The 22,336-nt window shown below is 62.9% G+C and carries 20 protein-coding genes and 1 tRNA gene; 13 read left to right on the top strand and 8 right to left on the bottom strand.

Translation table 11 applies throughout. The features are described 5' to 3' along the window. The 4 genes from tsf to CFR71_RS02275 all read right to left on the bottom strand — a co-directional run bounded on the left by tsf (window position 1) and on the right by CFR71_RS02275 (window position 4,910). Window positions 1-906: a translation elongation factor Ts gene (gene tsf / locus CFR71_RS02290; protein WP_110526471.1), complete on the bottom strand. Its 906-nt coding sequence runs from the start codon at window positions 904-906 to the stop codon at window positions 1-3. Window positions 907-1,039: 133 nt separating this feature from the next. Beyond that, entirely contained in the window at window positions 1,040-1,840 is an 801-nt protein-coding gene (gene rpsB, locus CFR71_RS02285) for a 30S ribosomal protein S2 (RefSeq protein WP_110526468.1), read from the bottom strand. Window positions 1,841-2,054: 214 nt separating this feature from the next. Continuing rightward, window positions 2,055-3,392, bottom strand: coding sequence for a lipopolysaccharide biosynthesis protein (locus tag CFR71_RS02280; protein WP_110526465.1), 1,338 nt, complete (start codon window positions 3,390-3,392; stop codon window positions 2,055-2,057). 201 nt (window positions 3,393-3,593) lie between these two features. Continuing rightward, window positions 3,594-4,910, bottom strand: a complete 1,317-nt coding sequence (locus CFR71_RS02275) for an O-antigen ligase family protein (RefSeq protein ID WP_239020225.1) — start codon at window positions 4,908-4,910, stop codon at window positions 3,594-3,596. Window positions 4,911-5,192: 282 nt separating this feature from the next. Here CFR71_RS02275 and CFR71_RS02270 point away from each other — a divergent pair. Beyond that, window positions 5,193-5,282, top strand: a tRNA-Ser gene (locus CFR71_RS02270). A 693-nt stretch (window positions 5,283-5,975) separates the two neighbouring features. Here the strand turns inward: CFR71_RS02270 and CFR71_RS02265 are convergent. Together CFR71_RS02265 and CFR71_RS02260 are read right to left on the bottom strand one after the other, a co-directional pair. Continuing rightward, entirely contained in the window at window positions 5,976-7,253 is a 1,278-nt protein-coding gene (locus CFR71_RS02265; protein WP_110526657.1) for a DEAD/DEAH box helicase, read from the bottom strand. A gap of 307 nt (window positions 7,254-7,560) precedes the next feature. Beyond that, window positions 7,561-8,172 (bottom strand): nitroreductase family protein, encoded by a 612-nt coding sequence (locus tag CFR71_RS02260; RefSeq protein ID WP_110526655.1) that lies wholly within the window; start codon window positions 8,170-8,172, stop codon window positions 7,561-7,563. A gap of 264 nt (window positions 8,173-8,436) precedes the next feature. On the opposite strand from CFR71_RS02260, the gene CFR71_RS02255 reads away from it, so the two are divergent. Beyond that, window positions 8,437-8,868, top strand: a complete 432-nt coding sequence (locus CFR71_RS02255; RefSeq protein ID WP_110526462.1) for an OsmC family peroxiredoxin — start codon at window positions 8,437-8,439, stop codon at window positions 8,866-8,868. A gap of 26 nt (window positions 8,869-8,894) precedes the next feature. Here the strand turns inward: CFR71_RS02255 and aroC are convergent, their stop codons facing one another. Together aroC and fabI are read right to left on the bottom strand one after the other, a co-directional pair. Continuing rightward, window positions 8,895-9,968, bottom strand: a complete 1,074-nt coding sequence (gene aroC, locus CFR71_RS02250; protein ID WP_110526458.1) for a chorismate synthase — start codon at window positions 9,966-9,968, stop codon at window positions 8,895-8,897. Window positions 9,969-9,992: 24 nt separating this feature from the next. Continuing rightward, a complete protein-coding gene (fabI, locus tag CFR71_RS02245) occupies window positions 9,993-10,832 on the bottom strand; it encodes an enoyl-ACP reductase FabI (protein ID WP_110526455.1) in 840 nt (279 codons plus the stop codon). A 219-nt stretch (window positions 10,833-11,051) separates the two neighbouring features. Here fabI and pdxH point away from each other — a divergent pair, with 219 nt between their 5' ends. From pdxH to CFR71_RS02190, 11 genes are all read left to right on the top strand, one after another. Then, complete coding sequence (gene pdxH, locus CFR71_RS02240) at window positions 11,052-11,660, top strand: pyridoxamine 5'-phosphate oxidase (protein WP_110526452.1); 609 nt, start codon at window positions 11,052-11,054, stop codon at window positions 11,658-11,660. An 84-nt stretch (window positions 11,661-11,744) separates the two neighbouring features. Then, the gene (locus CFR71_RS02235) at window positions 11,745-12,626 is read left to right on the top strand and encodes a universal stress protein (RefSeq protein WP_110526449.1); all 882 of its coding nucleotides are present in this window, start codon (window positions 11,745-11,747) and stop codon (window positions 12,624-12,626) included. 160 nt (window positions 12,627-12,786) lie between these two features. Next, the gene (locus tag CFR71_RS02230; protein WP_110526653.1) at window positions 12,787-13,482 is read left to right on the top strand and encodes a phosphoadenylyl-sulfate reductase; all 696 of its coding nucleotides are present in this window, start codon (window positions 12,787-12,789) and stop codon (window positions 13,480-13,482) included. A gap of 101 nt (window positions 13,483-13,583) precedes the next feature. Beyond that, a complete protein-coding gene (gene cysD / locus CFR71_RS02225; RefSeq protein ID WP_110526651.1) occupies window positions 13,584-14,378 on the top strand; it encodes a sulfate adenylyltransferase subunit CysD in 795 nt (264 codons plus the stop codon). A gap of 28 nt (window positions 14,379-14,406) precedes the next feature. Continuing rightward, entirely contained in the window at window positions 14,407-16,287 is a 1,881-nt protein-coding gene (cysC, locus tag CFR71_RS02220; protein WP_110526447.1) for an adenylyl-sulfate kinase, read from the top strand. 193 nt (window positions 16,288-16,480) lie between these two features. Next, window positions 16,481-16,822, top strand: a complete 342-nt coding sequence (locus CFR71_RS02215; RefSeq protein ID WP_110526444.1) for a DUF2849 domain-containing protein — start codon at window positions 16,481-16,483, stop codon at window positions 16,820-16,822. Continuing rightward, window positions 16,815-18,512: a nitrite/sulfite reductase gene (locus tag CFR71_RS02210; RefSeq protein ID WP_110526649.1), complete on the top strand. Its 1,698-nt coding sequence runs from the start codon at window positions 16,815-16,817 to the stop codon at window positions 18,510-18,512. The genes CFR71_RS02215 and CFR71_RS02210 overlap by 8 nt, the downstream gene beginning before the upstream one ends. Next, entirely contained in the window at window positions 18,499-18,993 is a 495-nt protein-coding gene (locus tag CFR71_RS02205) for a DUF934 domain-containing protein (protein ID WP_110526441.1), read from the top strand. The genes CFR71_RS02210 and CFR71_RS02205 overlap by 14 nt, the downstream gene beginning before the upstream one ends. A gap of 66 nt (window positions 18,994-19,059) precedes the next feature. Next, window positions 19,060-20,397, top strand: a complete 1,338-nt coding sequence (locus tag CFR71_RS02200; protein ID WP_239020224.1) for a 3-deoxy-D-manno-octulosonic acid transferase — start codon at window positions 19,060-19,062, stop codon at window positions 20,395-20,397. Continuing rightward, window positions 20,397-21,380, top strand: a complete 984-nt coding sequence (gene lpxK / locus CFR71_RS02195) for a tetraacyldisaccharide 4'-kinase (RefSeq protein ID WP_110526435.1) — start codon at window positions 20,397-20,399, stop codon at window positions 21,378-21,380. Before CFR71_RS02200 ends, lpxK begins: the two co-directional genes overlap by 1 nt. Continuing rightward, on the top strand, window positions 21,380-22,294 hold the full coding sequence (locus CFR71_RS02190) for an LpxL/LpxP family acyltransferase (RefSeq protein WP_110526432.1): 915 nt from the start codon (window positions 21,380-21,382) through the stop codon (window positions 22,292-22,294). The genes lpxK and CFR71_RS02190 overlap by 1 nt, the downstream gene beginning before the upstream one ends. The last annotated feature ends 42 nt before the right edge of the window (window positions 22,295-22,336 follow it).

Here is a 22,336-nt window from a genome sequence, read left to right as displayed (position 1 = left end):
TCAGTGACCGGCAGCCTTTGCCACTTCGGCGGCAAAGTCATTTTCTTCCTTCTCGATGCCTTCACCAAGCTGGAAGCGGTCAAAGCCGACAAGCTTCGCGCCTGCCTTTTCAACGATGGCGCGGACGCGGCTTTCGCCGTCATGCACCCACACCTGCTCCAGAAGGACGACTTCTTCATAGAACTTGCGGATGCGGCCTTCGACCATCTTGCTGATGATCGCTTCCGGCTTGCCGGACGCCTTCGCCTGTTCCACCAGAACCGCGCGCTCACGCTCCAGCGCCTGGGGATCGACGCCATCGATATCCAGCGACGCGGGACGGGTTGCCGCCACGTGCATGCCGATCTGACGACCCAGCGTTTCCAGCGCCTCGCTGGCGCTCGGGGCTTCCACGGCCGCCAGAACGCCGATCTTGCCCAGTCCGGGGCTGACGGCGGAATGGATGTAGGTCGCGACGACACCCGACGGCACCTTCAGCACGCGGGCGCGACGGATGGACATGTTTTCGCCGATGGTGGCGATCAGGTGCGTCAGTTCGTCGGCAACGGTACGACCGCTCTTCAGGACGGCGCCCTTCAGCTTTTCCAGATCCTCGCCAACCTTCAGGGCCGCTTCGGCCACTTCGGTCACGAACTTCTGGAAATGTTCGTTGCGTGCGACGAAATCCGTCTCCGCGTTCACCTCGACCATGGCGGCGGCATTCGGGGCGGATGCAACGCCAACCAGGCCTTCGGCGGTAACACGGCCGGACTTCTTGGCCGCGGCGGACAGGCCCTTCTTGCGCAGCCAGTCGATCGCGCCCTCGATATCGCCCTGCGCCTCGGTCAGCGCCTTTTTGCAATCCATCATGCCGGCGCCGGTCTTCTCACGAAGATCCTTGACCAGAGCTGCGGTAATTGCCGCCATTATCTCTATCTCCTCACGACAGGCATGCGCCCTGCCTGTGGCAGGGCGCATCCTTGTAATCCGGTATTCTCCGGGCCGCAGTCCGACCCGTTCGACTGCCCGGTCCCGTGCGGGACCAGCGCCGGTCAGGTCATCAGGCTGCGGGCGTCGCCGCCGGCGCTGCCGCCGCTTCGGTCGCGGCCACTTCGATCGCCGGATCGACAGGCAGTTCTTCCGCCGCGCCGAAATCTTCGCCCGATGCACCCAGTTCCGCAGAAATGCCATCCAGCACCGCGCCGGACACCAGTTCGCAATACAGGGCGATCGCGCGGATGGCGTCATCGTTACCCGGAATGGGGTAGGTCACGCCACGCGGATCGGAGTTGCTGTCGAGGACGGCGACAACCGGAATACCCAGCTTGTTGGCTTCTTCAACCGCCAGCTTTTCCTTGTTCGTGTCGATCACGAACAGGATGTCCGGCAGGCCGCCCATTTCCTTGATCCCGCCCAGCGAACGTTCCAGCTTTTCACGGTCGCGCGTGATGTCCAGAACTTCCTTCTTGGTCAGGCCCTGCGTGCCATTTTCCAGCATTTCGTCGATGCCGCGCAGACGCTTGATCGAACCGGTGATCGTCTTCCAGTTCGTCAGCATGCCACCCAGCCAGCGGTGGTTGACATAGTACTGCCCGCAACGCTTGGCCGCTTCGGCGATCTGATCGGCCGCAGCACGCTTGGTGCCGACGAACAGGACGCGCCCGCCGCCCGCGACGGTGTCACGGATCGCCTTGAGCGCGCGATCGAGCATGGGGACGGTCTGCTGCAGGTCGATGATGTGAACCTGGTTGCGCACACCGAACAGGAACGGCGCCATGCGCGGGTTCCAGCGGCGGGTGTGGTGACCGAAGTGCACGCCGGACTCAAGCAGCTGGCGCATTGTGAATTCAGGCATGGCCATTTTGGCTCAATCCTTGTCTTCTGGTTTGTCCTCCGTGAAGCGCCGGTCCATCGCGGGACACCAGAGGCACATGCTTCACGTGCGAATTGCCATGGCATTCAGGCCACGGCACGACGCGATATGGCGGTTTTCAGCCCGGATTGCAAGTATCCCCCGCCATCGCTGCCGGAATTTATTTCCCCCCACCCTTTCCGCCTTCCGCCGGACGGGGGTGTCAGTGATCCGTGACTTCGCGGGGACGATGGCCGGGGGCGACCTTTGAAAACCAGACGATCACGGGACGCATGCAGATCAGCAGCATCATCAGGGAGGCAACCACCGATGCCGCCGCAGCACCCGCCAGATGCCATCTCGACGCCATGACATAGACCAGCGGGAGATAGGTGATCGTCACGACGATGCGCCCGATCAGGACATGCGACACCTTGCCCACCACCGTCAGCAGGGGTTCAAGCGGCACGATCCCCAGCCCCATGATGGCATTGCCCAGCATCAGCATGATCATCAGGCTGCCGCCCGGCCAGTGGACCTGCAGCATCCATGTCAGGAACGTGTTGCCCGCCACCAGCGCAAAGGCCATCAGGACCAGTGAAAAACCGCCAATCAGCATGAACAGGCGCAACGTGACATGCTTCAGCCCGTACCAGTCGTGTTTTTCACGCAGGCGGATGAATTCGGGATAAAGCGCGGGCATCATCAGCTGGGCCGGTTTTGCGATCCCGTCGCCAATCTGGCGCGACACGCGATAGACGGCGGCGTCCGTCGGCCCCAGCAGCCCCCCGACCAGCAGGGTCCCGAACTGGTTGAAGACGGTCCCGAGGACATGATTACCGCTGGTTGAAAGGGTAAAGCGCCAGATTCCCGGCGCATCGGTGACACGCATCGGGTGGAAAAGCCGGAATGTCCCGACCCTGCCGTCAGTGCGGAGCAGCCACCAGCCCATGATGCTGTTGGTGACGAACATGGCGAGCTGGGTCATGCTCCATACCAGCAGGAAATAATCCAGCCCCATATGCAGCCACAGCCCAAGCCCCGCGCCCACCATGCGCACGGCCACGCCGGACAGGTCGCAGGCGCTGCTCAGCCAGAAAGCATTGCACAGCCTGAATACCCCGGTGGACCAGCCGGTGTTCATGAACGAAATGGTCAGCATATAGAACATGGCCGCCGCCTGATCGGCCTGTGGCCACCCCATGGAGGTGCCGAACAGCCACACGCCAAGCATCCCGACAAGCGACCCCACCATCCCGCTGAGCAGATCGGCACGCATGCAGAAAAATAGCAGCCGGTTGAAACGTGGCAGGTCCCCTTTCTGAAAGGGTTCGGTACCGTAATGCAGCAGGGGCTGCCACGATTGCAGATGGGTCGCGGCCGAAATGGCCGACCCGAACGTGGTCACCAGCATCAGGACGCCGAACTGCGACAGCCCCAGCGCGCGCACGGCCCATGCCATGTACAGGAAACTGCACACGGCATTCGTCGCGCGCCCTGCGACAAGAAACCCGGTATTGCCAAATATACGCTTCAGCGTGGCAGTATCATCAACCGCCATGAGATATCCTGAGGCCCGGCATCCATGGCCGGAATGTCCCTGTTGTAACGGACGGGGAAATAATCACACCTGCCTTTGTCTCTTGCCGCCAGTCAGGGCGGGGAATTCCCACAAGGTGCGTCGTGATCGGGCCTGAGGCAATGATATCCATCGCGACGTATTGTAAAACGCTCACCCGGCCAAGGCCACCCCCATTGATTTTCAGGCAGATGACTTACCATGACCTGCCCGTTCCATGGCGGGATCGTCGCCTTCTGCCTGACGGCAGACCGCCAGCGCCCATCCCAGCGCAAGGAAGACCCATCCGGCAGTCGGCTGGGTCGAGAACGAACTGGTGGACTGCAGGGGCCACACGATGACGAAAGCCAGCACGCAGGGAACCATCTGCCCGGCCGTCATATGCCCCCGCCGCAGCACCGCCGCCATGGGACGCAGCAGGCATGCCACCACAAGGCAGAACAGGGCACATCCCGGCCAGCCCGCCATCGTTGCGACCTGAAGATAGTAATTATGGGGATGCAGGTTGCAGCCCGGCGCCCCGCCATGCGGGCCATCGGGAATGCCAAGCGCGGGAAGCCCATGGAAATAGGCCGGATTGGGACAGTTGATGCGGAACCCGTCATAGCCGAACCCGATCCAGGGATGATCCTTCAGCATGACCATCGCCCTGATGAAAAGCATTCCATACGGGCTGTCGGCAAAATGATGCATCTGGTGTTCGAAACTGATGACCAGCTTGTTGTAAGCCTGCGGCGCGACCACGGGCGAAAGGGCGATCCCCGCCACCCCGACCAGACAGGCAAGAATGAACGGCACCCGGAGCGAACGCACCAGCAACGCAAGGCAGAGCGTCCCGAACAGGAACAGCAGGGTCGGCATCCGCTGCGAAATCAGCAGGAATGTCAGGACCAGCAGGACAAGAATGCACCCCGCATACACCAGGCCGGAACGGTTACGCCGCTGCGCAAGGGAAAGAATGGCAGGCATCAGCCCGGTAAACGCAGTCATGAACAGCGCCTGCCCCGCGCGGGGCGCCCATAATGGCCCCAGCAGGGCGCCGTCTTCCCACCGGCCATATCCCATCAGGTTGCGCCCGCAGATATATTGCTGCCAGCTTCCCGCGACGATCCATACCGCCACGATGGCATACGCCACTCTCAGCCGCCGCCTGTCCTGCGGATCGGTCAAAACCCAACAGGCCATCGCCGCGACAAAGACAGGATATCGCACCAGAAGCACGGACTGTAACACCGCATGCCCGGAGCCCACATACGCCGACGCCAGCACGATATCGATGCCGAGGATGAGGGAGAAGACGAACCATGGCTGGTGCAGCCATCCCCATTCCCGGCACAGCGCGCTGCGCACCACAAACGCGCCCGCGATCACGCACATGAGGATTTCGGACGGGGCAAGCGCGTAGCAGAGCAGAAGCGGAAACGTAAATGTTCCCCAGACCGCCAGACGTTTCATCCATGCTGCGCAGGACAGCCGACGGTCGCTGATGATATCGGGCATGACACTTTCAGAAATTCGATCGGCGCGAGACGCCGCATATGGATCAAACAGGCCATTCACCAGGCAGGAATCGCCATGCTCCGTATTCCATACTTTCCCCGGCCGGACCTACATTACATTTCCCGCAGAGGACGCAAATATGCGCCCACCCACAGCCATTCCATGGCGCCGCAAAAATTAATTATTATATTTCAATACACTACGTATTCCCCGCCCACCACTTGCAATGGAAGGCTTTTTACATCATAAGCCAAAGGACAGGCACTAAACCTGCCTTGCGATGGATGGGTGGCCGAGTGGTTGAAGGCTCCAGTCTTGAAAACTGGCGTGCGGGTAACCGTACCGTGGGTTCGAATCCCACCCCATCCGCCACATCCCCCCAGTATCGGAACGCTTGGTTTTTACGGCATTTCGGGGCCTGTCGTTCCCTATCCGCATCATCCAGTATCTGTAAATTTCTGGTATCGTGAGGATCAGGGAAATCCGCAGCACTGACCGATATGAAAATCAGGGACGCCCAACACTGCCCGTAACGCTGCGGCACAAACGCAGGAACCGTTTCCCTGCCTCAAACCGGAGGACGTAATCCTGCATTGGCATCCCTCTCCCACGGCTCACATGCGGAAGGAAGGCAGTCAGGCAGATCGCACGGCGCGGTGACGCCGAATTGGGCGTCAGTCCTTTTTCAGACGGCTGGTGGATCCGGCTGGATACTTTCGAAGGCAAGGCCGGGAAGATCGGCGATCTGGTCCGAAATAATATGGAAGCAAGGGAAAGGCATTGGCATGTCGGGTCGAGATCAGTCGCCAGCCTGCAATCCAGGTCGCTGAGCAGTCATAAAAATACGATCGTTGATTTATGCAATACCTATGAAATAATTTGAATAAATCATTCGGAAAATAATTATTTTAATAAAACCACAAAATTACTTCAAATAATATATTTCAATTATTATATAATTGCAAGAAAAGTTTCGTGTTTATATTTTAAATACACCATCTTCACAAAAAAGGGCTGCACCCATGATGGATGCAGCCCTTCCCCGCATTCAATGCGAATATTCAATCAGGCAACGCGACGATGACCTCCGCGCGGGCCGCCATGACCGCCGGGACGACCACCCCGGTTGCCGCCACCGGGACGGCCACCACGTCCACGGCCACCGCCACCCAGCACGGGCGGGCGCATGGTCGAATTCGCAGCCGCCTCGGAATGGTACGGATGCTCCTGCACGACCGGGATCTTCTTGCCGATCGTCTTTTCGATATCGCGCAGCCATGCACGCTGTTCGGCATCACACAGCGATACGGCCCAGCCATCACGTCCCGCGCGCGCGGTGCGCCCGATCCGGTGGACATAGCTTTCCGGCACATTCGGCAGGTCATAGTTGAAGACATGCGTGACGTCATCGACGTCGATGCCGCGCGCGGCGATATCGGTCGCCACCAGCACCTTTACCGCGCCGGAGCGGAAGCCGGACATCGCGCGCTCGCGCGCGCCCTGCGACTTGTTGCCGTGGATGGCCTCCGCCGTGATGCCATGCTCGTTCAGGAACGCGGCGACCTTGTTGGCTTCGTGCTTCATCAGCGTGAACACGACGGCACGCTCCACCTTGGGGGAGTCCACCAGCAGCTTCAGCGCCTCGCGCTTGTTGCCCGTGTCCACATACATCACGGCCTGACGGATACGGTCCACCGTGCTGGACGGCGGCGTGACCTGCACCGTGGCCGGGTCACGCAGCAGGCCATGCGCCAGTTCCGAAATGCTCTTGGGCATCGTGGCGGAAAACAGCAGGGTCTGGCGATCGGTCGGCAGCGTTGCGACAATCTTGCGGATATCGCGGACAAAGCCCATGTCCAGCATCCGGTCGGCCTCATCCAGGACAAGGATTTCCAGACCGGACAGATCCACATGCCCCTGCCCCATCAGGTCCAGCAGGCGGCCGGGGGCTGCGACCAGCACGTCAACACCGCGACGCAGTGCCTCGATCTGGCGTCCCTGTCCCACGCCACCGAAAACTACCGCATGGGTGAACTTCATATGACGGGCATATGACGAAAAGCTGTCATCGATCTGTGACGCCAGTTCGCGCGTGGGCGCCAGCACCAGCGCGCGCGCGCCCTTGGGATGGGCACGGCCCTTGCTGGTCAGCAGATGATTGAGGATCGGCAGCGCGAACGCCGCCGTCTTGCCCGTGCCTGTCTGTGCCAGGCCCAGCAGGTCGCGTCCCTCAAGCAGATAGGGGATGGCGCCAGCCTGAATCGGGGTGGGCGTGGTATAGCCTTCCTCGTTGAGAGCCCGCAGCAGCGGCTCCGCAAGATGAAGATCGGCAAACGTTGTCATGAAAAGCGCCTCCTGGCGCAAGGAAATATTGCCGGAAACGTCACGACAGCATGCGCGTCCGGAAAAACCTGATGAAGGAACACAAGACCTGCCCCCGCGAATGCGCATGGGGCGGCCGTCTGTCGTCGCGAATTATCAGGTGTCGGGATGAAACTGGTCCTGTCGCTTCTGTCGTGTCCCCCGCGTCAAGGACACGCGCCTACATGCCAGCAACCGGGACAGGCGCGGTCCGTCCCTTGGACGCGGCTTCTATCCGTTTGTGTCCGGCCCCGCAAGTTTTTTCCGCCCGTCCCGCTCGGATGATCATTCAACCTGCCGGGAAACGGTCCGTAATGATGACCTCGCCGTCCGGCAGCGCGCCGACCCGTGGCAGGGCCTCCTGCGTGCCCCGGCCGATCACGACGAACATGGCGACCACATGGTCGGCAGGCAGGTTGATCAGCTTTCCCACAGCGTCGTAATCGAACCCGTCCATGGGGCAGCTCTGGTATCCCTTCGCCGTGGCCGCCAGCATCAGCGTCTGGGCCGCCAGCCCCGCGCTTCGCATGGTTTCGTCACGCTGCACCCATTCACGGCCGCTGTAATAATCGTGGATCATGCCGGCCATCTGGTCCTGCACCTCTTTCGGTGCCCCGTCGAAATAGCGGGCCGGGTTCTTTTTCCATGCATCCACATCGGCACATACGACCACCAGCACCGAGGCATCGGTTACCTGTGCCTGGTCCCATGCCACCTTGCGCAGTTCCCGACGCAGTTGCGGATCCTTTACCACAACGAAGCGGCAATGCTGGATATTGAACGCGCTCGGCGCGTGGCGGGCCGCATGCAGCAGCGCTTCAACCTGCGCATCGTCAATGTGATAGGTAGGATCATATGCCCTTATCGCGCGGCGCCTGCGAATGGCTTCCAGTGTATCCATGATCTTCATTCTCCTGCCTGATCCGCCTGCGATGACGGCAACGCCGTTACAGGCGGCTGTCCCTTAATTCCGCCACAGCGTAACCCCTGCCCCCGCCGCAGGTCAAAGGATCGGGAATCGCCTGCAGATCCGGACATCGCCATCTTCACGACAGCGTGACATCCCCTCCGACAACCTTCATGCGCGACGGAAGTTATAACACGATGCCCTCAGCATGGTCCGGGGTCGCATGATCCGGGCCTGACAACGGATGGAGTACGAAGAATGGCGATCAAGAAATATGGAACGGCGCAGTGGGCCGGTGGCCTGAAAGACGGGAAAGGCAATGTTTCCACCGAAAGCGGCGCCCTGTCGAAACAGCCCTATGGCTTCAACACCCGCTTTGAAGACGCGCCGGGCACCAACCCTGAAGAGCTGATCGGCGCCGCCCATGCCGCGTGCTTTGCAATGGCGCTGTCGGGCGTGCTGGGCGGAAAGGGCATTACCGCCGACCTGCTTGAAACCAAGTCCACCGTGTCGCTGGAAAAGAAGGATGACGGCTTTGCCGTGACCGGCGTGCATCTGGATCTGCATGCCACCGTGCAGGACATCGATTTCGCGACGTTCAGCGAACTGGCCAATACGGCCAAGGCAGGCTGCCCCATTTCAAAGCTGCTGAACGCGCCGATCACGCTGCAGATCGTGCTGGAGCAGTAAGCCCTTTCCCCAACGGGCGGGGAACATCATGTCCCTGCCTGCCCCCGATGACGCAGAAGATGATCGGCCAGCACGCAGGCCATCATGGCCTCGCCCACCGGCACGGCCCGGATCCCGACGCACGGGTCATGCCGCCCCCTGGTCATGACATCGACGTTCCCGCCCGATCGCGTGACCGAAGGAACGGGGGTAAGGATCGAACTAGTGGGTTTGACCGCGAAACGCGCCACGATGGGCTGCCCCGTGGAAATGCCCCCCAGGATGCCGCCGGCATGGTTGGACAGGAAATGCAGCTGCCCATCGCGCATGCGCATGGGGTCTGCATTTTCCTCGCCCGTCAGGGTGGCGGCGGCGAACCCGTCGCCAATTTCGACGCCCTTGACGGCATTGATGCTCATGAACGCCATGGCGAGGTCGGAATCCAGCTTGCCATAAATCGGCGCCCCCAGACCTGCGGGCACGCCTTCGGCCACCACCTCGACAACCGCGCCAATGGAGGATCCGTCCTTGCGAATCCGCGCAAGATGGTCCTCCCACTGTCCCAGCATCACCGGATCGGGACAGAACAGCGGATTGTCCCCCACCAGATCCCAGTCCCACCGTGCCCGATCGATCCCGAGTGCCCCGACCTGCACCAGCGCGCCGCGAATGCGCACCCCCTGGCCCAGCACCTGCCGCGCGATCGCCCCCGCCGCGACACGCATCGCCGTTTCCCGGGCGGAGGAGCGGCCACCGCCGCGATAATCGCGGATGCCGTATTTGCGGTCATACGTGACATCGGCATGACCGGGACGGTACCGTTCGGCAATGTCCCCGTAATCGCGTGATCGCTGGTCTGTATTGTGGATGACCAGGGAAATGGGCGTGCCGGTCGTCTGTCCCTCGAACACGCCGGACAGGATCTGCACCCTGTCCGCCTCCTGCCGCTGCGTCGTATATTTCGACTGCCCCGGCCTGCGCCGGTCGAGCCAGGGCTGGATGTCGGCCTCGGTCAGTTTCAGGCGCGGCGGACACCCGTCCACCACGCAGCCGATGGCCGGACCATGGCTTTCGCCCCAGGTCGTGACGCGGAACATGTGTCCGAACGTGTTGTAAGACATCGCGCCTGCCCCGCCGCCCTGACGTCAGCTTCCCGCGACGGTGATGTCGGGGGCCGTGGGGTTCTTCATCCCCACGATATGGTATCCGGAATCGACATGGTGGATTTCACCCGTCACGCCACCCGACAGGTCGGACAGCATGTACAGGCCCGCGCCACCGACCTCCTCCAGCGAGACATTACGCTCCAGCGGGGAGTTGTACTGGTTCCATTTGAGGATATAGCGGAAATCGCCGATGCCATTGGCCGCCAGCGTCATGACGGGACCGGCGGAAATGCCGTTGACGCGGATGCCATCCCCGCCAAGGTCGACAGCCATGTAACGCACCGATGCCTCAAGCGCCGCCTTGGCGACGCCCATCACGTTGTAATGCGGCATGACGCGTTCCGCGCCGAGATAGGTCAGCGTCAGCAGCGAACCACCCGATTTCATCAGCCGCGCCGCGCGCCGCGCCACGGCGGTAAAGGAATAGCAGGAGATGTCGAGCGCCTTGAGAAACGCCTCACGCGGGGTATCGACATAACGGCCACGCAGGAACTGCTTGTCGGCCCATCCGATCGCATGCACCACGAAATCAAGCTGGCCCCATTCCTTCTCGATCGCCGCGAATGTCGCGTCGATCGCGGCGTCGTCGCTGACGTCGCATGGCAGGACCAGGCTGGACCCGACGGAGGCCGCCAGCGGACGCACCCGCTTGCCCAGTGCCTCGCCCTGATAGGTAAAGGCCAGCTCGCCACCCTGTTCGGCGACGGCGCGGGCGATGCCCCACGCGATGGAGCGGTCGTTCGCGACGCCCATGACAAGTCCGCGCTTGCCTTTCATCAAAGAACCCGTAGCGGAGATTTTGGCCGCACCGTCTGACATGCTACTACCCTTGGTGGTGAATGGCGTATGAAAATTTCGGCATGGTGGTCGCACAAGCCGAAGCATCGGACAAGGTCCGGCGCGCGGAATTGTAGCGATTAATCCCGACGTCGTAATTTACCTTATATTTCCATATGTTTCTCATCAGGCCACGCGCGGGGCCGGAAAACAATCAGGCCACGGCCCCCCGTCACATGACACACAGACCGGAAAACAGACATGACCGTCAAGCTGATTGACCTCGAGGCCGACCCCTTCACCCTTTTCGATGCGTGGATGAAGGATGCGGCGGCGCACGAACCCAACGACCCGAACGCGATGGCGCTGGCGACCGCCACCCCGCAGGGCCGCCCCTCCGTCCGCATGATCCTGCTCAAGGGGGCAGATCGGCGCGGGTTCGTCTTCTATACCAACCTCAACAGCCGCAAGGCCGCCGAACTGAAGGCCAACCCGCACGCGGCCCTGCTGTTCCACTGGAAAAGCATCCGCCGCCAGATCCGCATCGAAGGCCCGGTCGAGCCGGTAAGCACGGCGGAAGCCGATACCTATTTCGCCAGCCGCAGCCGCATCTCCCGCCTTGGCGCGATTGCATCGAACCAGTCCCATCCCCTTGCCGACCGGGGCATCTTCGAGGCGCGGCTGAAGGAACTGGAAGAACAATATCCCGGCGAGGACGCGGTGATCCCGCGCCCGGAGAACTGGAACGGCTTTCGCGTGGTCCCCGACAGTTTCGAATTCTGGCAGGATCGCCCCTATCGCCTGCACGACCGCGCGACATGGACGCGCGACGGGAAGGACGGCTGGACACGGCAGCGTCTTTATCCCTGAACTTGTCGCCCGCTTATCCGTTTCCCGAAAGAGAGAGTTTCTCGACACGCAGAATAAATAACAAACAGATCGAAAGGGGCCTCCATGCACATCCGCAAGATCCTGCTGCCTTTGTCCGGCGCGGAAAATGCAGGGAGCGCCCTTGGCATTGCCGTGATGTTCGCGCGGCGTTTCAACGCGCATATCGCCGGGCTGCATGTCGGAAGCGACTGGCAGGAGGTCAGCCCCATAGCAGGCGAAGGGCTGTCGGGCGCGATGGTGCAGGAAATGATCGCCGCCGCCCTGCATGAAAGCGCGGGACACCTGCGCGAGGTGCGACAGGCATTCCATGGTTTCATGGATGAGGAAAACATACCGCTTGTCGCGCCGCGCTCCCCCCTTTCCACCATTCCGATGGACCGGCCCAGCGCCAGCTTCACCGCCATGGCGGGCAACATGTACACCGTCGTCGCCCATCAGGCGCGGATGTCCGATATCGTCATCGTGCGCAATACCGGCGCCAGCGGGCAGGTCTCCTCCTCTGACGCGCTGCATGCGACGCTGTTTGACAGCGGGCGCTGCGTCGTGGTCGCCCCCATCGAACGGCCGGTCAGCGTGGGGCGCCGCATCTGCATCGCATGGAACGGCACGACGGAGGCCGCGACCGCGCTGCGCCATGCCCTGCCCTGGATTGTCGAGGCGGAGGACGTGCGCATCCTCTACAGCCGCAGCTACCAGCGCCTTGGGCCGGAAGCCCGCCACGTCAAGCATTACTTGGACATACATGGGGTCGACACGACGATGCACGAATTCCACGCGGACGGACGCAGCGTCGGCGCCGCCCTGCTGGAGGCATGTCGCGATTTCAAGGCCGACATGATGGTCATGGGCGCTTATTCCCATTCCCGCCTGCGCCAGATGATTCTGGGGGGCGTGACGCGACATGTGCTGGAAAATGGGAAGCTTACGGTTTTCATGAGCCGATAACCACTATCTGAAATGGTGCAATAAAGCTGTAACAAAGTCATATGCCCACCATGCATCCCCCCGGAATGTGTATTATTCCCCTTGCATGAGGAGACGATAGTGATTAACTCCTCACCAAATTAACGATGAAAGATCGTGAACTGCGGAGGGGGATCGTTTGGTGAAGATTGATCCGTCAATTATACGATCGCTACAGGCCGAAGCGAACACGGCGCAGGATGTGCTGCGGGTCGCCCTGACGGGGGAACTGCGCGGACGCATCGGGCTGGTTTCCTCGTTCGGGACGGAATCCGCCGTCCTGCTGGCGCTGGCCGCCGAAATCGATCCCGCGGTCCCTGTCCTGTTCCTCGATACGGGGCAGCATTTTCCCGAAACCCTTGCCTATCGCCAGGAACTGGCGCGCTTCCTCGGGCTGACGGGCGTACGTGATATCCATCCCGACCCCGCACAGCTCCATGATCGCGACCCGCAGGGCCAGCTCTGGGCCTTTGACACGGACGCGTGCTGCGCGCTGCGCAAAGTGGAACCGCTGGATGAGGCCCTGATCCCGTTTGACGGATGGATCACGGGGCGCAAGCGCAGCCAGGCGGCCACCCGCGCCAACCTGCCCATGATCGAACATCTTGATGACGGCCGTATCAAGATCAATCCGCTGATCCGCTGGACCCCGCGCGAACTGGACGCGGAAATGACGCGCCGGAACCTGCCGCGCCATCCGCTGAGCCTGCGGGGATACCCCTCGGTCGGCTGCGCGCCATGCACCCGCCCCGTCGATGCGGACGCCGACCCGCGTTCCGGCCGGTGGGCGGGGCAGAGCAAGACCGAATGCGGCATCCACCTTCGCAGGGTATCCTGACGCAGGATATCCTGATCTGGCGCAACGGCCCCATGCCCCACGGCGACAACTTTTTGCCTTATCCCGTCACTGCTTCCCCGGAAAGGAAGGTCTGCAAACCCATGGACGATCTCGATCAGCTCGAAGCCCAGAGCATTTTCATCCTCCGCGAGGCCTATCGCAAGCTCAAGCCGCTGGCGATGCTATGGTCGCTGGGCAAGGATTCCAACGTGATGGTCTGGCTTGCGCGCAAGGCGTTCCTTGGTCGCGTGCCGTTTCCCGTCATGCATGTCGATACCGGCAAGAAATTTCCGGAAATGTACCAGTTCCGCGACGAATATACCAAGAAATGGAACCTCGACCTGCTGCTGGGCGACTGCCCGGCGGTGGAGGAAATCGACCCGACCCTGCCCCCGGCCGCGCGTTCGGCCGCGCGCAAGACGGCGGGCCTTGCCGCGATGATTGAAAAATACAAGCTGGCGGGCGTCATCGCGGGCATCCGTCGCGATGAACAGGCCACCCGCGCGAAGGAACGCGTGTTCAGCCCGCGCGGCGCCGGCCACAAATGGGACGTGCGCAACCAGCCCCCCGAATTCTGGGACCAGTACGCAACCCCGCATGAACCCGGCATGCATATCCGCGTCCATCCCCTGCTGGCATGGCGGGAAATCGACATCTGGCGGTACATCGAGCGCGAGGGCATTCCCCTTGTCGATCTGTATTTCTCGAAAAATGGCAAGCGTTACCGTTCGCTGGGGGATCAGGACATCACCAACCCCGTCGAAAGCAACGCCAGCACGGTGGCCGAGGTGATCGCCGAGCTGGAAACCTCGCGCACGTCGGAACGGGCGGGACGCGCGATGGATCATGAATCCGAGGACGCGTTCGAGCGTCTTCGCGTTGCTGGTTACCTGTGAACGTCGGGCCGAGCGGAGCTGCAAGGACATGAATACGATTTCTCCCCCCGCCTCGCAGGAGGCAGCCACCCCGATCGTGATCGTCGGCCATGTCGATCACGGCAAATCCACCCTGATCGGGCGCCTGCTGTACGATACCGACAGCCTGCCTGACGGACGGGTGGCGCAGATCATTGAATCCAGCACGAAGCGCGGCCTGTCGGTTGAATGGAGCTTCCTGCTCGACAGCCTGCAGATCGAGCGCGACCAGGGCGTGACCGTGGATTCGACGCGCATCCCGTTCCGTCTGGGACAGCGCCAGTTCGTGATCGTCGATGCGCCGGGCCACCGGCAGTTCCTGCGCAACATGATCACCGGCGCCGCCGATGCCGAAGCCGCCGTCCTGGTGGTTGACGCTGCCGAGGGGGCGCAGGAACAGACGCGCCGCCATGCCATGCTGCTGCGCCTGATCGGCATCCGCCACGTCATCGTCCTGATGAACAAGGTCGACCTGCTGGATTACGACGAAGCCAAAATCACGGCATCCGAACACAGCGTGGCCGCCCTGCTCAAACAGCTGGAAATCGAGCCGACCCTGTTCGTGCCGGCCTCCGCCCGCGAAGGCGACAATATCGCGTCGCGGTCCGACCGGATGGCGTGGTACAAGGGCCCGACCCTGACCGAGGCGCTGGCCCGCGTGCCGGCCCCCTCCTCGCGCTCGGACCTGCCGCTGCGCCTGCCGGTGCAGGACGTCTACCGCTTTGATGCCCAGCGCGTCGTCGTTGGCCGTATCGAGCGTGGCCGCATCCACATTGGCGACGAGGTCGTGATCGGACGCCACGGCACCGTGGCGCGCATCGCGACGATCGAAAGCTGGCACACCGCCCCGCAGGAGACGGCGGTGGCGGGACAGTCGGTTGCCATCACGCTGGAACCCGACGTGATTCCCGACCGTGGCGACCTGCTTTTCCCGCCTGCCGAGGCGCCACTGCAGGGCGCGCGCGTGCGTGCGCGCCTGTTCTGGCTGCGTCAGGAGCCGCTGCGCGCTGGCGAGAGTTTCCGCCTGCGGCTGGCGACGGCGGAACATCAGGTGACGGTGGCGTCCATTGATTCCGTCGTGCGCCTGGAGGACCTGACCGAACATCCCGCCGACATGGTCCCCCCCGAAGGGTTCGCCGAAATCACCCTCGCCGTATCCGAGACGATGCAGTTCGACCCGTTCCAGCCCGGCACGGCGGATGGACGCGGCGTCCTGGTGGATCGCAACCAGCAGATCGTGGGCGGCGTGCCCCTGATCGGCGTGGCGGACATCGTGGCCGGGACCAACGCCATCCATCCGACCGGCAGCACCGTTTCCCTGTGGGACCGGGCACAGGCCAAGGGACATCGTGGCGGCGTTTTCTGGATGACGGGCCTGCCGGGCGCGGGAAAAAGCACCATCGCGCGCGCGGCCGAACTGCAGCTGTTCTCCCGCGGGATGGATGTCTCGGTGCTTGACGGGGATACGCTGCGTGCCGGCCTGTGTTCGGATCTTGGCTTCAGCGAAGCGGACCGGCGTGAAAACGTCCGCCGCGCCGCCGCCGTGGCGCGCATCCTTGCCGATAGCGGACAGGTCGTGCTGGTTGCCCTGATTTCGCCCACGATCGCCGATCGTGAACTTGCGCGTCAGATCGTGGGCGACGAGTTCCACGAGGTTTTTGTCGATACGCCGCAACCCACCTGCGAATCCCGCGATCCCAAGGGGCTTTATGCTGCGGCGCGGTCGGGCAAAATTTCAGGTTTCACCGGCGTTGATGCCCCGTATGAGGCCCCTGCCAAACCTGAGCTGCGCCTTTCGACCGAAGGTCGGGACGTGCCGGCAACCGCGCGTGACCTTGTCACGTTCATTGCCCGGACGGTTGCCCTGACCCCCACGGGGTCCCGTTCCTGAGGGACGGGACAGGGTGGGCGGACATTTCCGTCCACCCGCCCCGATCCGGCCAGACCCGTTTTCGCGACGGGGAATATGGCTGGCATCGGGCATGAATATAAAATATACACAAATCACCGCGTAAAGACCGCGCATCTCCATTCATCACAGTGGAAATGCGCTACCTGCCTTGCCTGAGAGGGATCGACCGGAAGTGGACGTCAGGAACAACCGCCGCACGACAACGGGGTCAAGCGTTGTCACGGCCAATCGCCTTCTGGACGGGCGCATCGTCTGGCTGACGGATCAGGGCACGTGGTCCGGGGATATCGCGCATGCCGCCGTGTGGCCGAATGACCGCGTCGAATCCGTCATCGCGGAAACAGCGCGAGACCAGCAGGAACAGGGCGTGGTCGGTGTGTACGGGGTGCAGCTTGATGACCGGGCGGCGGGGATCTGTCCGCTGACGGTGCGCGAACGCATCCGCGCCTTTGGCCCCACGGTCCATCCCCAGTTCGCGCCCGGCGCGCCGCAGGAGGATAATGCCCATGTCTGAGACCCCTGTGACTGTCCCCGCCCCGGCCGTCGGGCGCTATGCCTATGATCAGGTGGACCGCACGTTCCTGCATGAACGGGTGGAACAGTTCCGCGATCAGGTGGCGCGTCGCATCTCGGGCGAACTGAGCGAAGACCAGTTCAAGCCCCTGCGCCTGATGAACGGGCTCTATCTCCAGCTGCATGCCTACATGCTGCGTGTCGCGATCCCCTATGGCATGCTTGGCGCGTCGCAGATGCGCGAACTTGCGCATATCGCGCGCACGTATGACCGTGATTACGGGCATTTCACCACCCGGCAGAACATCCAGTTCAACTGGATCCGGCTGGAGGATACGCCAGACATCCTCGGCCGGCTGGCCGGGGTGGACATGCACGCCATCCAGACCAGCGGCAACTGCATCCGCAACGTAACCTGCGACGAATTCGCCGGCGCGGCGGCGGACGAGGTGCTTGACCCACGCATCCACGCGGAAATCCTGCGGCAGTGGTCCACCCTGCATCCAGAATTTTCCTTCCTGCCCCGGAAATTCAAGATTGCCATTACCGGCAGTCCCCATGACCGGGTCGCGGCGCGTTTCCACGATATTGGCCTGATTGCCCGTCCGGGCGACAATGGCCGCGCGGTTTTCGACGTGTATGTCGGCGGCGGGCTGGGACGCACGCCGGTCATCGGGGTGCTGTTGCGTGACAGCCTGCCGGAAGAAGACCTGCTGGCGTGGCTGGAGGCGATCGTGCGCGTCTATAACGCCCACGGGCGTCGCGACAACATGTACAAGGCCCGCATCAAGATTCTGGTGCAGGCCCTGGGCATCGAACGTTTCCGCGAGGAAGTCGACGCGGAATTCACGCAGATGGACCGCGCGCGCTATCGTCTGGAACCCGCGATCGTGGACGCGATCCGCGCGCGTTTCGCGGTGCCGGACCTTCATGCCCCCGCGGACGCGGCCACGCGGATGAACGACGCGCGGACACGCGTCCCCGCCTTTGACCGCTGGGTACGCACCAATACGCACCCGCACCGGGTGGCGGGCTTCATTTCCGCGGTGATTTCGCTGAAACCCGACGGGGGCATTCCCGGCGACGTGACGGCGGACCAGATGGACGCCATCGCCGACATTTCCGAACGCTACAGCTTTGGCGAAATCCGCATCACCCACATGCAGAACGTCGTTCTGGGCCATGTGCGGCAGGATCAGTTACATGCGCTGTGGCAGGAACTGCTGGCGGTCGGGCTGGCGACACCCAATATCGGGCTGGTCGGGGATATCATCGCCTGCCCGGGGCTGGATTACTGCTCGCTTGCCAATGCACGATCCATCCCGATCGCCCAGAAGCTGAGCGCGCGTTTCGCGGATGCCGGACTGCAGGAACGTATCGGGGCGCTGCGGATCAACATCTCCGGCTGCATCAACGCCTGCGGACATCATCATGCCGGGCATATCGGCATCCTGGGGGTGGACAAGCGTGGAGAGGAATATTTCCAGCTGACGCTGGGCGGCTCAGGTGAAAACGACGCCGCCATCGGCCAGATACTCGGTCCCGCCCTGCCGGAAGATGAAACCGTCGATGCGATCGCGGCCCTGATCGACGCCTATCTGGTGCACCGGCGCGATGATGAACGCTTTGTGGATACCTACCGGCGGCTTGGCGCTGCCGTCTTCAAGGATGCTGTCTATGCCACTGCTTGAAAATGGCCGGATTGTCGCGGATGGCTGGACCGACGTCGCCGATGACGCCCCCTGTCCCGACAAAACCGCGATCATCGTGTCGCCCGACCGCCTGGAAGAGGCGCTCGCCCGGGCGGAGGCCGCCCCCCTCGGCGTGCGGCTGGCGCCAGAGGACGACGTCGCGTTGCTGCGCACCATTCTGCCCCGCCTTGGACTGGTATGCGTGAATTTTCCCACCTTCAGGGATGGGCGCGCGTTTACGCAGGCGCGTGCCCTGCGCGAACATCTGCATTTCACGGGTGAAATCCGCGCGACCGGCCCTGCCCTGCCGGACCAGTATGAATTCATGCTCCGCTGCGGCATTACGACCGTCGAAATTCCTGATGGCAGCGATCCCGCCATCTGGGAAAAGGCGCACCGGCGTTTCACCGTGGCCTACCAGCCATCGGTCCTGCATGAAAAAGCACAGGGGTTCGGCTTCCGCCGTTTTCTCGACGCGTAACATGACCTGTGGGAAGGATGACGGCGTCAGTTCTTCTTTCCCCCTGTCATTGCGCATGCTAACCGCATGAAAATGCGAACGTATGCGCCGGACCGGGCCAGTCTGCCCCCTGATGGAGGATTATGCGGCCGGCTGTCGGCCGCCATATGGGCAGGCGTGGCGGAAGCACTTGCCCCCGCGCTGCGGCTTTACCTGCGGCGGCGCGTGTGGCGGGGCAAGGAAATTGCCGGACGTGTCCGTGAACGTCGCGGCATCGCGACACAGCCCCGCCCCGAAGGGCCGCTGTTATGGCTGCATGCCGTCAGCGTGGGCGAAACATTATCCATCCTTCCCGTCATTGCGGCACTTCGCAACGACAGGCCTGATCTGGGGTTCCTTGTCACCACGGCCACGACCACGGCGGCACGCCTGCTGGTCCAGCGCCTGCATGAACTGCCCGACGACATGCGCGTGATCCATCAGTTCATGCCGCTCGACGTGCCGACATGGATGCGGCGCTTCGTCAGGCACTGGCATCCCGATGGCGCGGTTCTGGCGGAAAGCGAATTATGGCCGAACATGGTTGCGGCCTGCAGGCATGAAGATGTTCCCCTGGTCCTGATCAACGGACGCATGTCCGACCGTTCCTATGCCATGTGGCAACGCCTGCCGTGCCTGATCGGGCGCATGCTGCGTTCGTTTGCATGGATCTGCGCGCGCTCGGACGAGGACGCGCGACGGTTCCGGGCGCTGGGCGCCGGGAAGGTCGCGCTGTTGGGCGATCTGAAGGATGCCGCCCCTGCCCTGCCGCACGATGATGGCGGGGTGGCCCGGATCAGGAAACAGATCGGGCAGCGTCCTGTCTGGATTGCGGCGTCCACCCATCCGGGGGAAGAGGAAATCGTCCTTCGCGCGGCTGAACTGGCGCGGCGCAAGGTGCCCGGACTGCTGACCATCCTGATCCCCCGCCACCCCGAACGTGGGGCGGCGCTGCTGCGGCATGCCGGCCCGGAGACCCCCCGTCGTGCGCTGGGCCAGTCCCCCCGGCCCCATGATCCCGTATGGATCTGTGACACATTGGGGGAAATGGGACTGTTTTACGCGCTGCATTGTCCGGTGCTGATGGGAAACAGCCTGCTCTCCCCGCCCGAAGGTGGCGGCCATAATCCCATGGAACCGGCGCGGCAGGGCAACGCCCTTGCGACCGGTCCCGCGATTGCCAATTTCCGGCAGGCATATGGCGTGCTTGGCGATACCGTCGCCCATGTTTCCGATGAACGGACGCTGGCGCAGTGGCTGGAGGAGATGCTGTGCAATCCGCAGGCATTGCGGCATGCCATCGCGGCAAGCAGCAGCGCCTGCATCAATGACACCCACATATCGCAACGCGTTGCCTGGGGCATCCTCAGGGCCGTGTATTCCTGATGCGGGCCCCGCGTTTCTGGGACTGGGATGCCGGTTTCCACAGCCCGGCGGCCCGACTGCTTTCCCCCCTCGCCGCGATATATGGCGCGATCAGCGCCCGGCGCCAGCATCGCAGGCCATGGCATGCCCCGGTGCCGGTCCTGTGCTGTGGCAACCTGACGGCAGGTGGGGCGGGCAAGACAACGGTTGCGCTGGACCTTGGGGCGCGTCTTGTGGCCCGTGGTCGCGCCATTGCCTTCCTCACCCGGGGATATGGCGGGCGGATCGGCCATCCGGCACGGGTTGATCCCACACGGCACACGGCCCGCGACGTGGGGGACGAGGCCCTGCTGCTGGCGGCCCTGGCCCCCTGTTATGTCGGGAGGGACAGGGCACGGGCCGCGCGTCTTGCGATTGCGGACGGGGCGGACTGCCTTGTCATGGATGACGGCCTGCAGAATCCGGGGCTCTGGCGTGACTGCTCGCTGGTGGTGGTGGATGGATATCAGGGATTTGGCAATGGTCGCGTCATCCCTGCCGGCCCCCTGCGCGAACCCGTTCCCAACGGTCTTTCACGGGCACAGGCAATGGTCATGATCGGCGCTGACCGGACCGGGCTGATCCGCCACCTGCCGCCAGACATGCCATGCCACCATGCGACCCTGCGCCAGAAGGCATCCGGCCTGCCGGCAGGATGCCGGATCGTGGCATTCGCGGGGATCGGCCGTCCCTCCAAATTCTTCGATGGCCTGCAACAGTCGGGATTCAGCCTGCAACGCGGCATCGCATTTGCCGACCATCATCCCTATCGTCGCGGCGAACTTGCGCGACTGCTTGAGATTTCCACAGACATGGATGCCCGACTGGTGACTACGCCCAAGGACTTCGTGCGCCTGCCTTCTGCCTTTCGCGGACACGTCACGGTGGTCGGGGTTGGCCTGCACTGGTCCGATCCCCACGCGCCCGACCACCTGCTGGATTCCTGGCTGGAAGGACGCATCTGATGGGCCGTCCCGCCAGTCCCCCGCGCCGCATGCGTATCGAGGCCACCGTGCTTTCCTGCCTGCTGGCGGGACTGCGTCGCATGAAGCCCGATCATGCCTCCAACGCGGCAGGATGGCTGTGCCGCGCAATCGGCCCCTGGCTGCCGGTTTCAAAGGTGGCCGACGCCAACCTGCGATACGTCATGCCGCATCTTGGCGCACGGTCGCGACGACGCATCATCCGGGACATGTGGGAGAATATCGGCCGCAACGCGGGCGAACTTCCCCATCTGGGAACACTGCCGCACAACCCGGCCGACGGGCCGGGATGGGACGTGACCGGCGAAGAACACCTCCGCTCCCATGCCCGGACCGGCCAGCCCGTCATGTTCGTGTCGGGCCATATCGGCAACTGGGAAATGCTGCCACCGGCGGTGGCGCGATACGGGCTTGCATTCTCCTCCTTCTATCGCGCGCCCAACAATCCCTATGTGGACCGCATGCTGTGCGACCTGCGTGACGAAGCCATGGGACAGGCGGTCCCCCTGTTCGCCAAGGGGGCGCGCGGTGCGCGGCAGGCGCTGGCCCACCTGATCCGTGGCGGCCATCTGGGCATGCTGGTGGACCAGAAGATGAATGATGGAGTCGAGGCACGTTTCTTCGGCCAGCCCGCAATGACAGCCAGCGCCATGGCGGCGATGGCCCTACGGCAGCGTTGCCCGGTGATCGCGGGATATGTGGAACGGCTGGGCCCGGCGCGACTGCGCATCCATGTTTCCGCCCCGATGGAGCTTCCCGATACAGGGGACCGGAAACGCGACCAGATGCTGCTGACCCAGCAGGTCAACGATTACATTGAACAGAAAATACGCCAGCATCCGGGCAGTTGGCTATGGCTGCATCGCCGATGGAATAGGCAACTGCCTAAAAAATAGCATTTTAATGACACTAAAACGCAACAAAGCATTGCTTTTTTG

Origin of the sequence: Novacetimonas pomaceti (genome assembly GCF_003207955.1) — a bacterium.
Taxonomy (GTDB): domain Bacteria; phylum Pseudomonadota; class Alphaproteobacteria; order Acetobacterales; family Acetobacteraceae; genus Novacetimonas; species Novacetimonas pomaceti.
The sequence above is the reverse complement of the archived record's forward strand: the minus strand, read 5'-3'. Positions and strand labels throughout refer to the sequence as shown.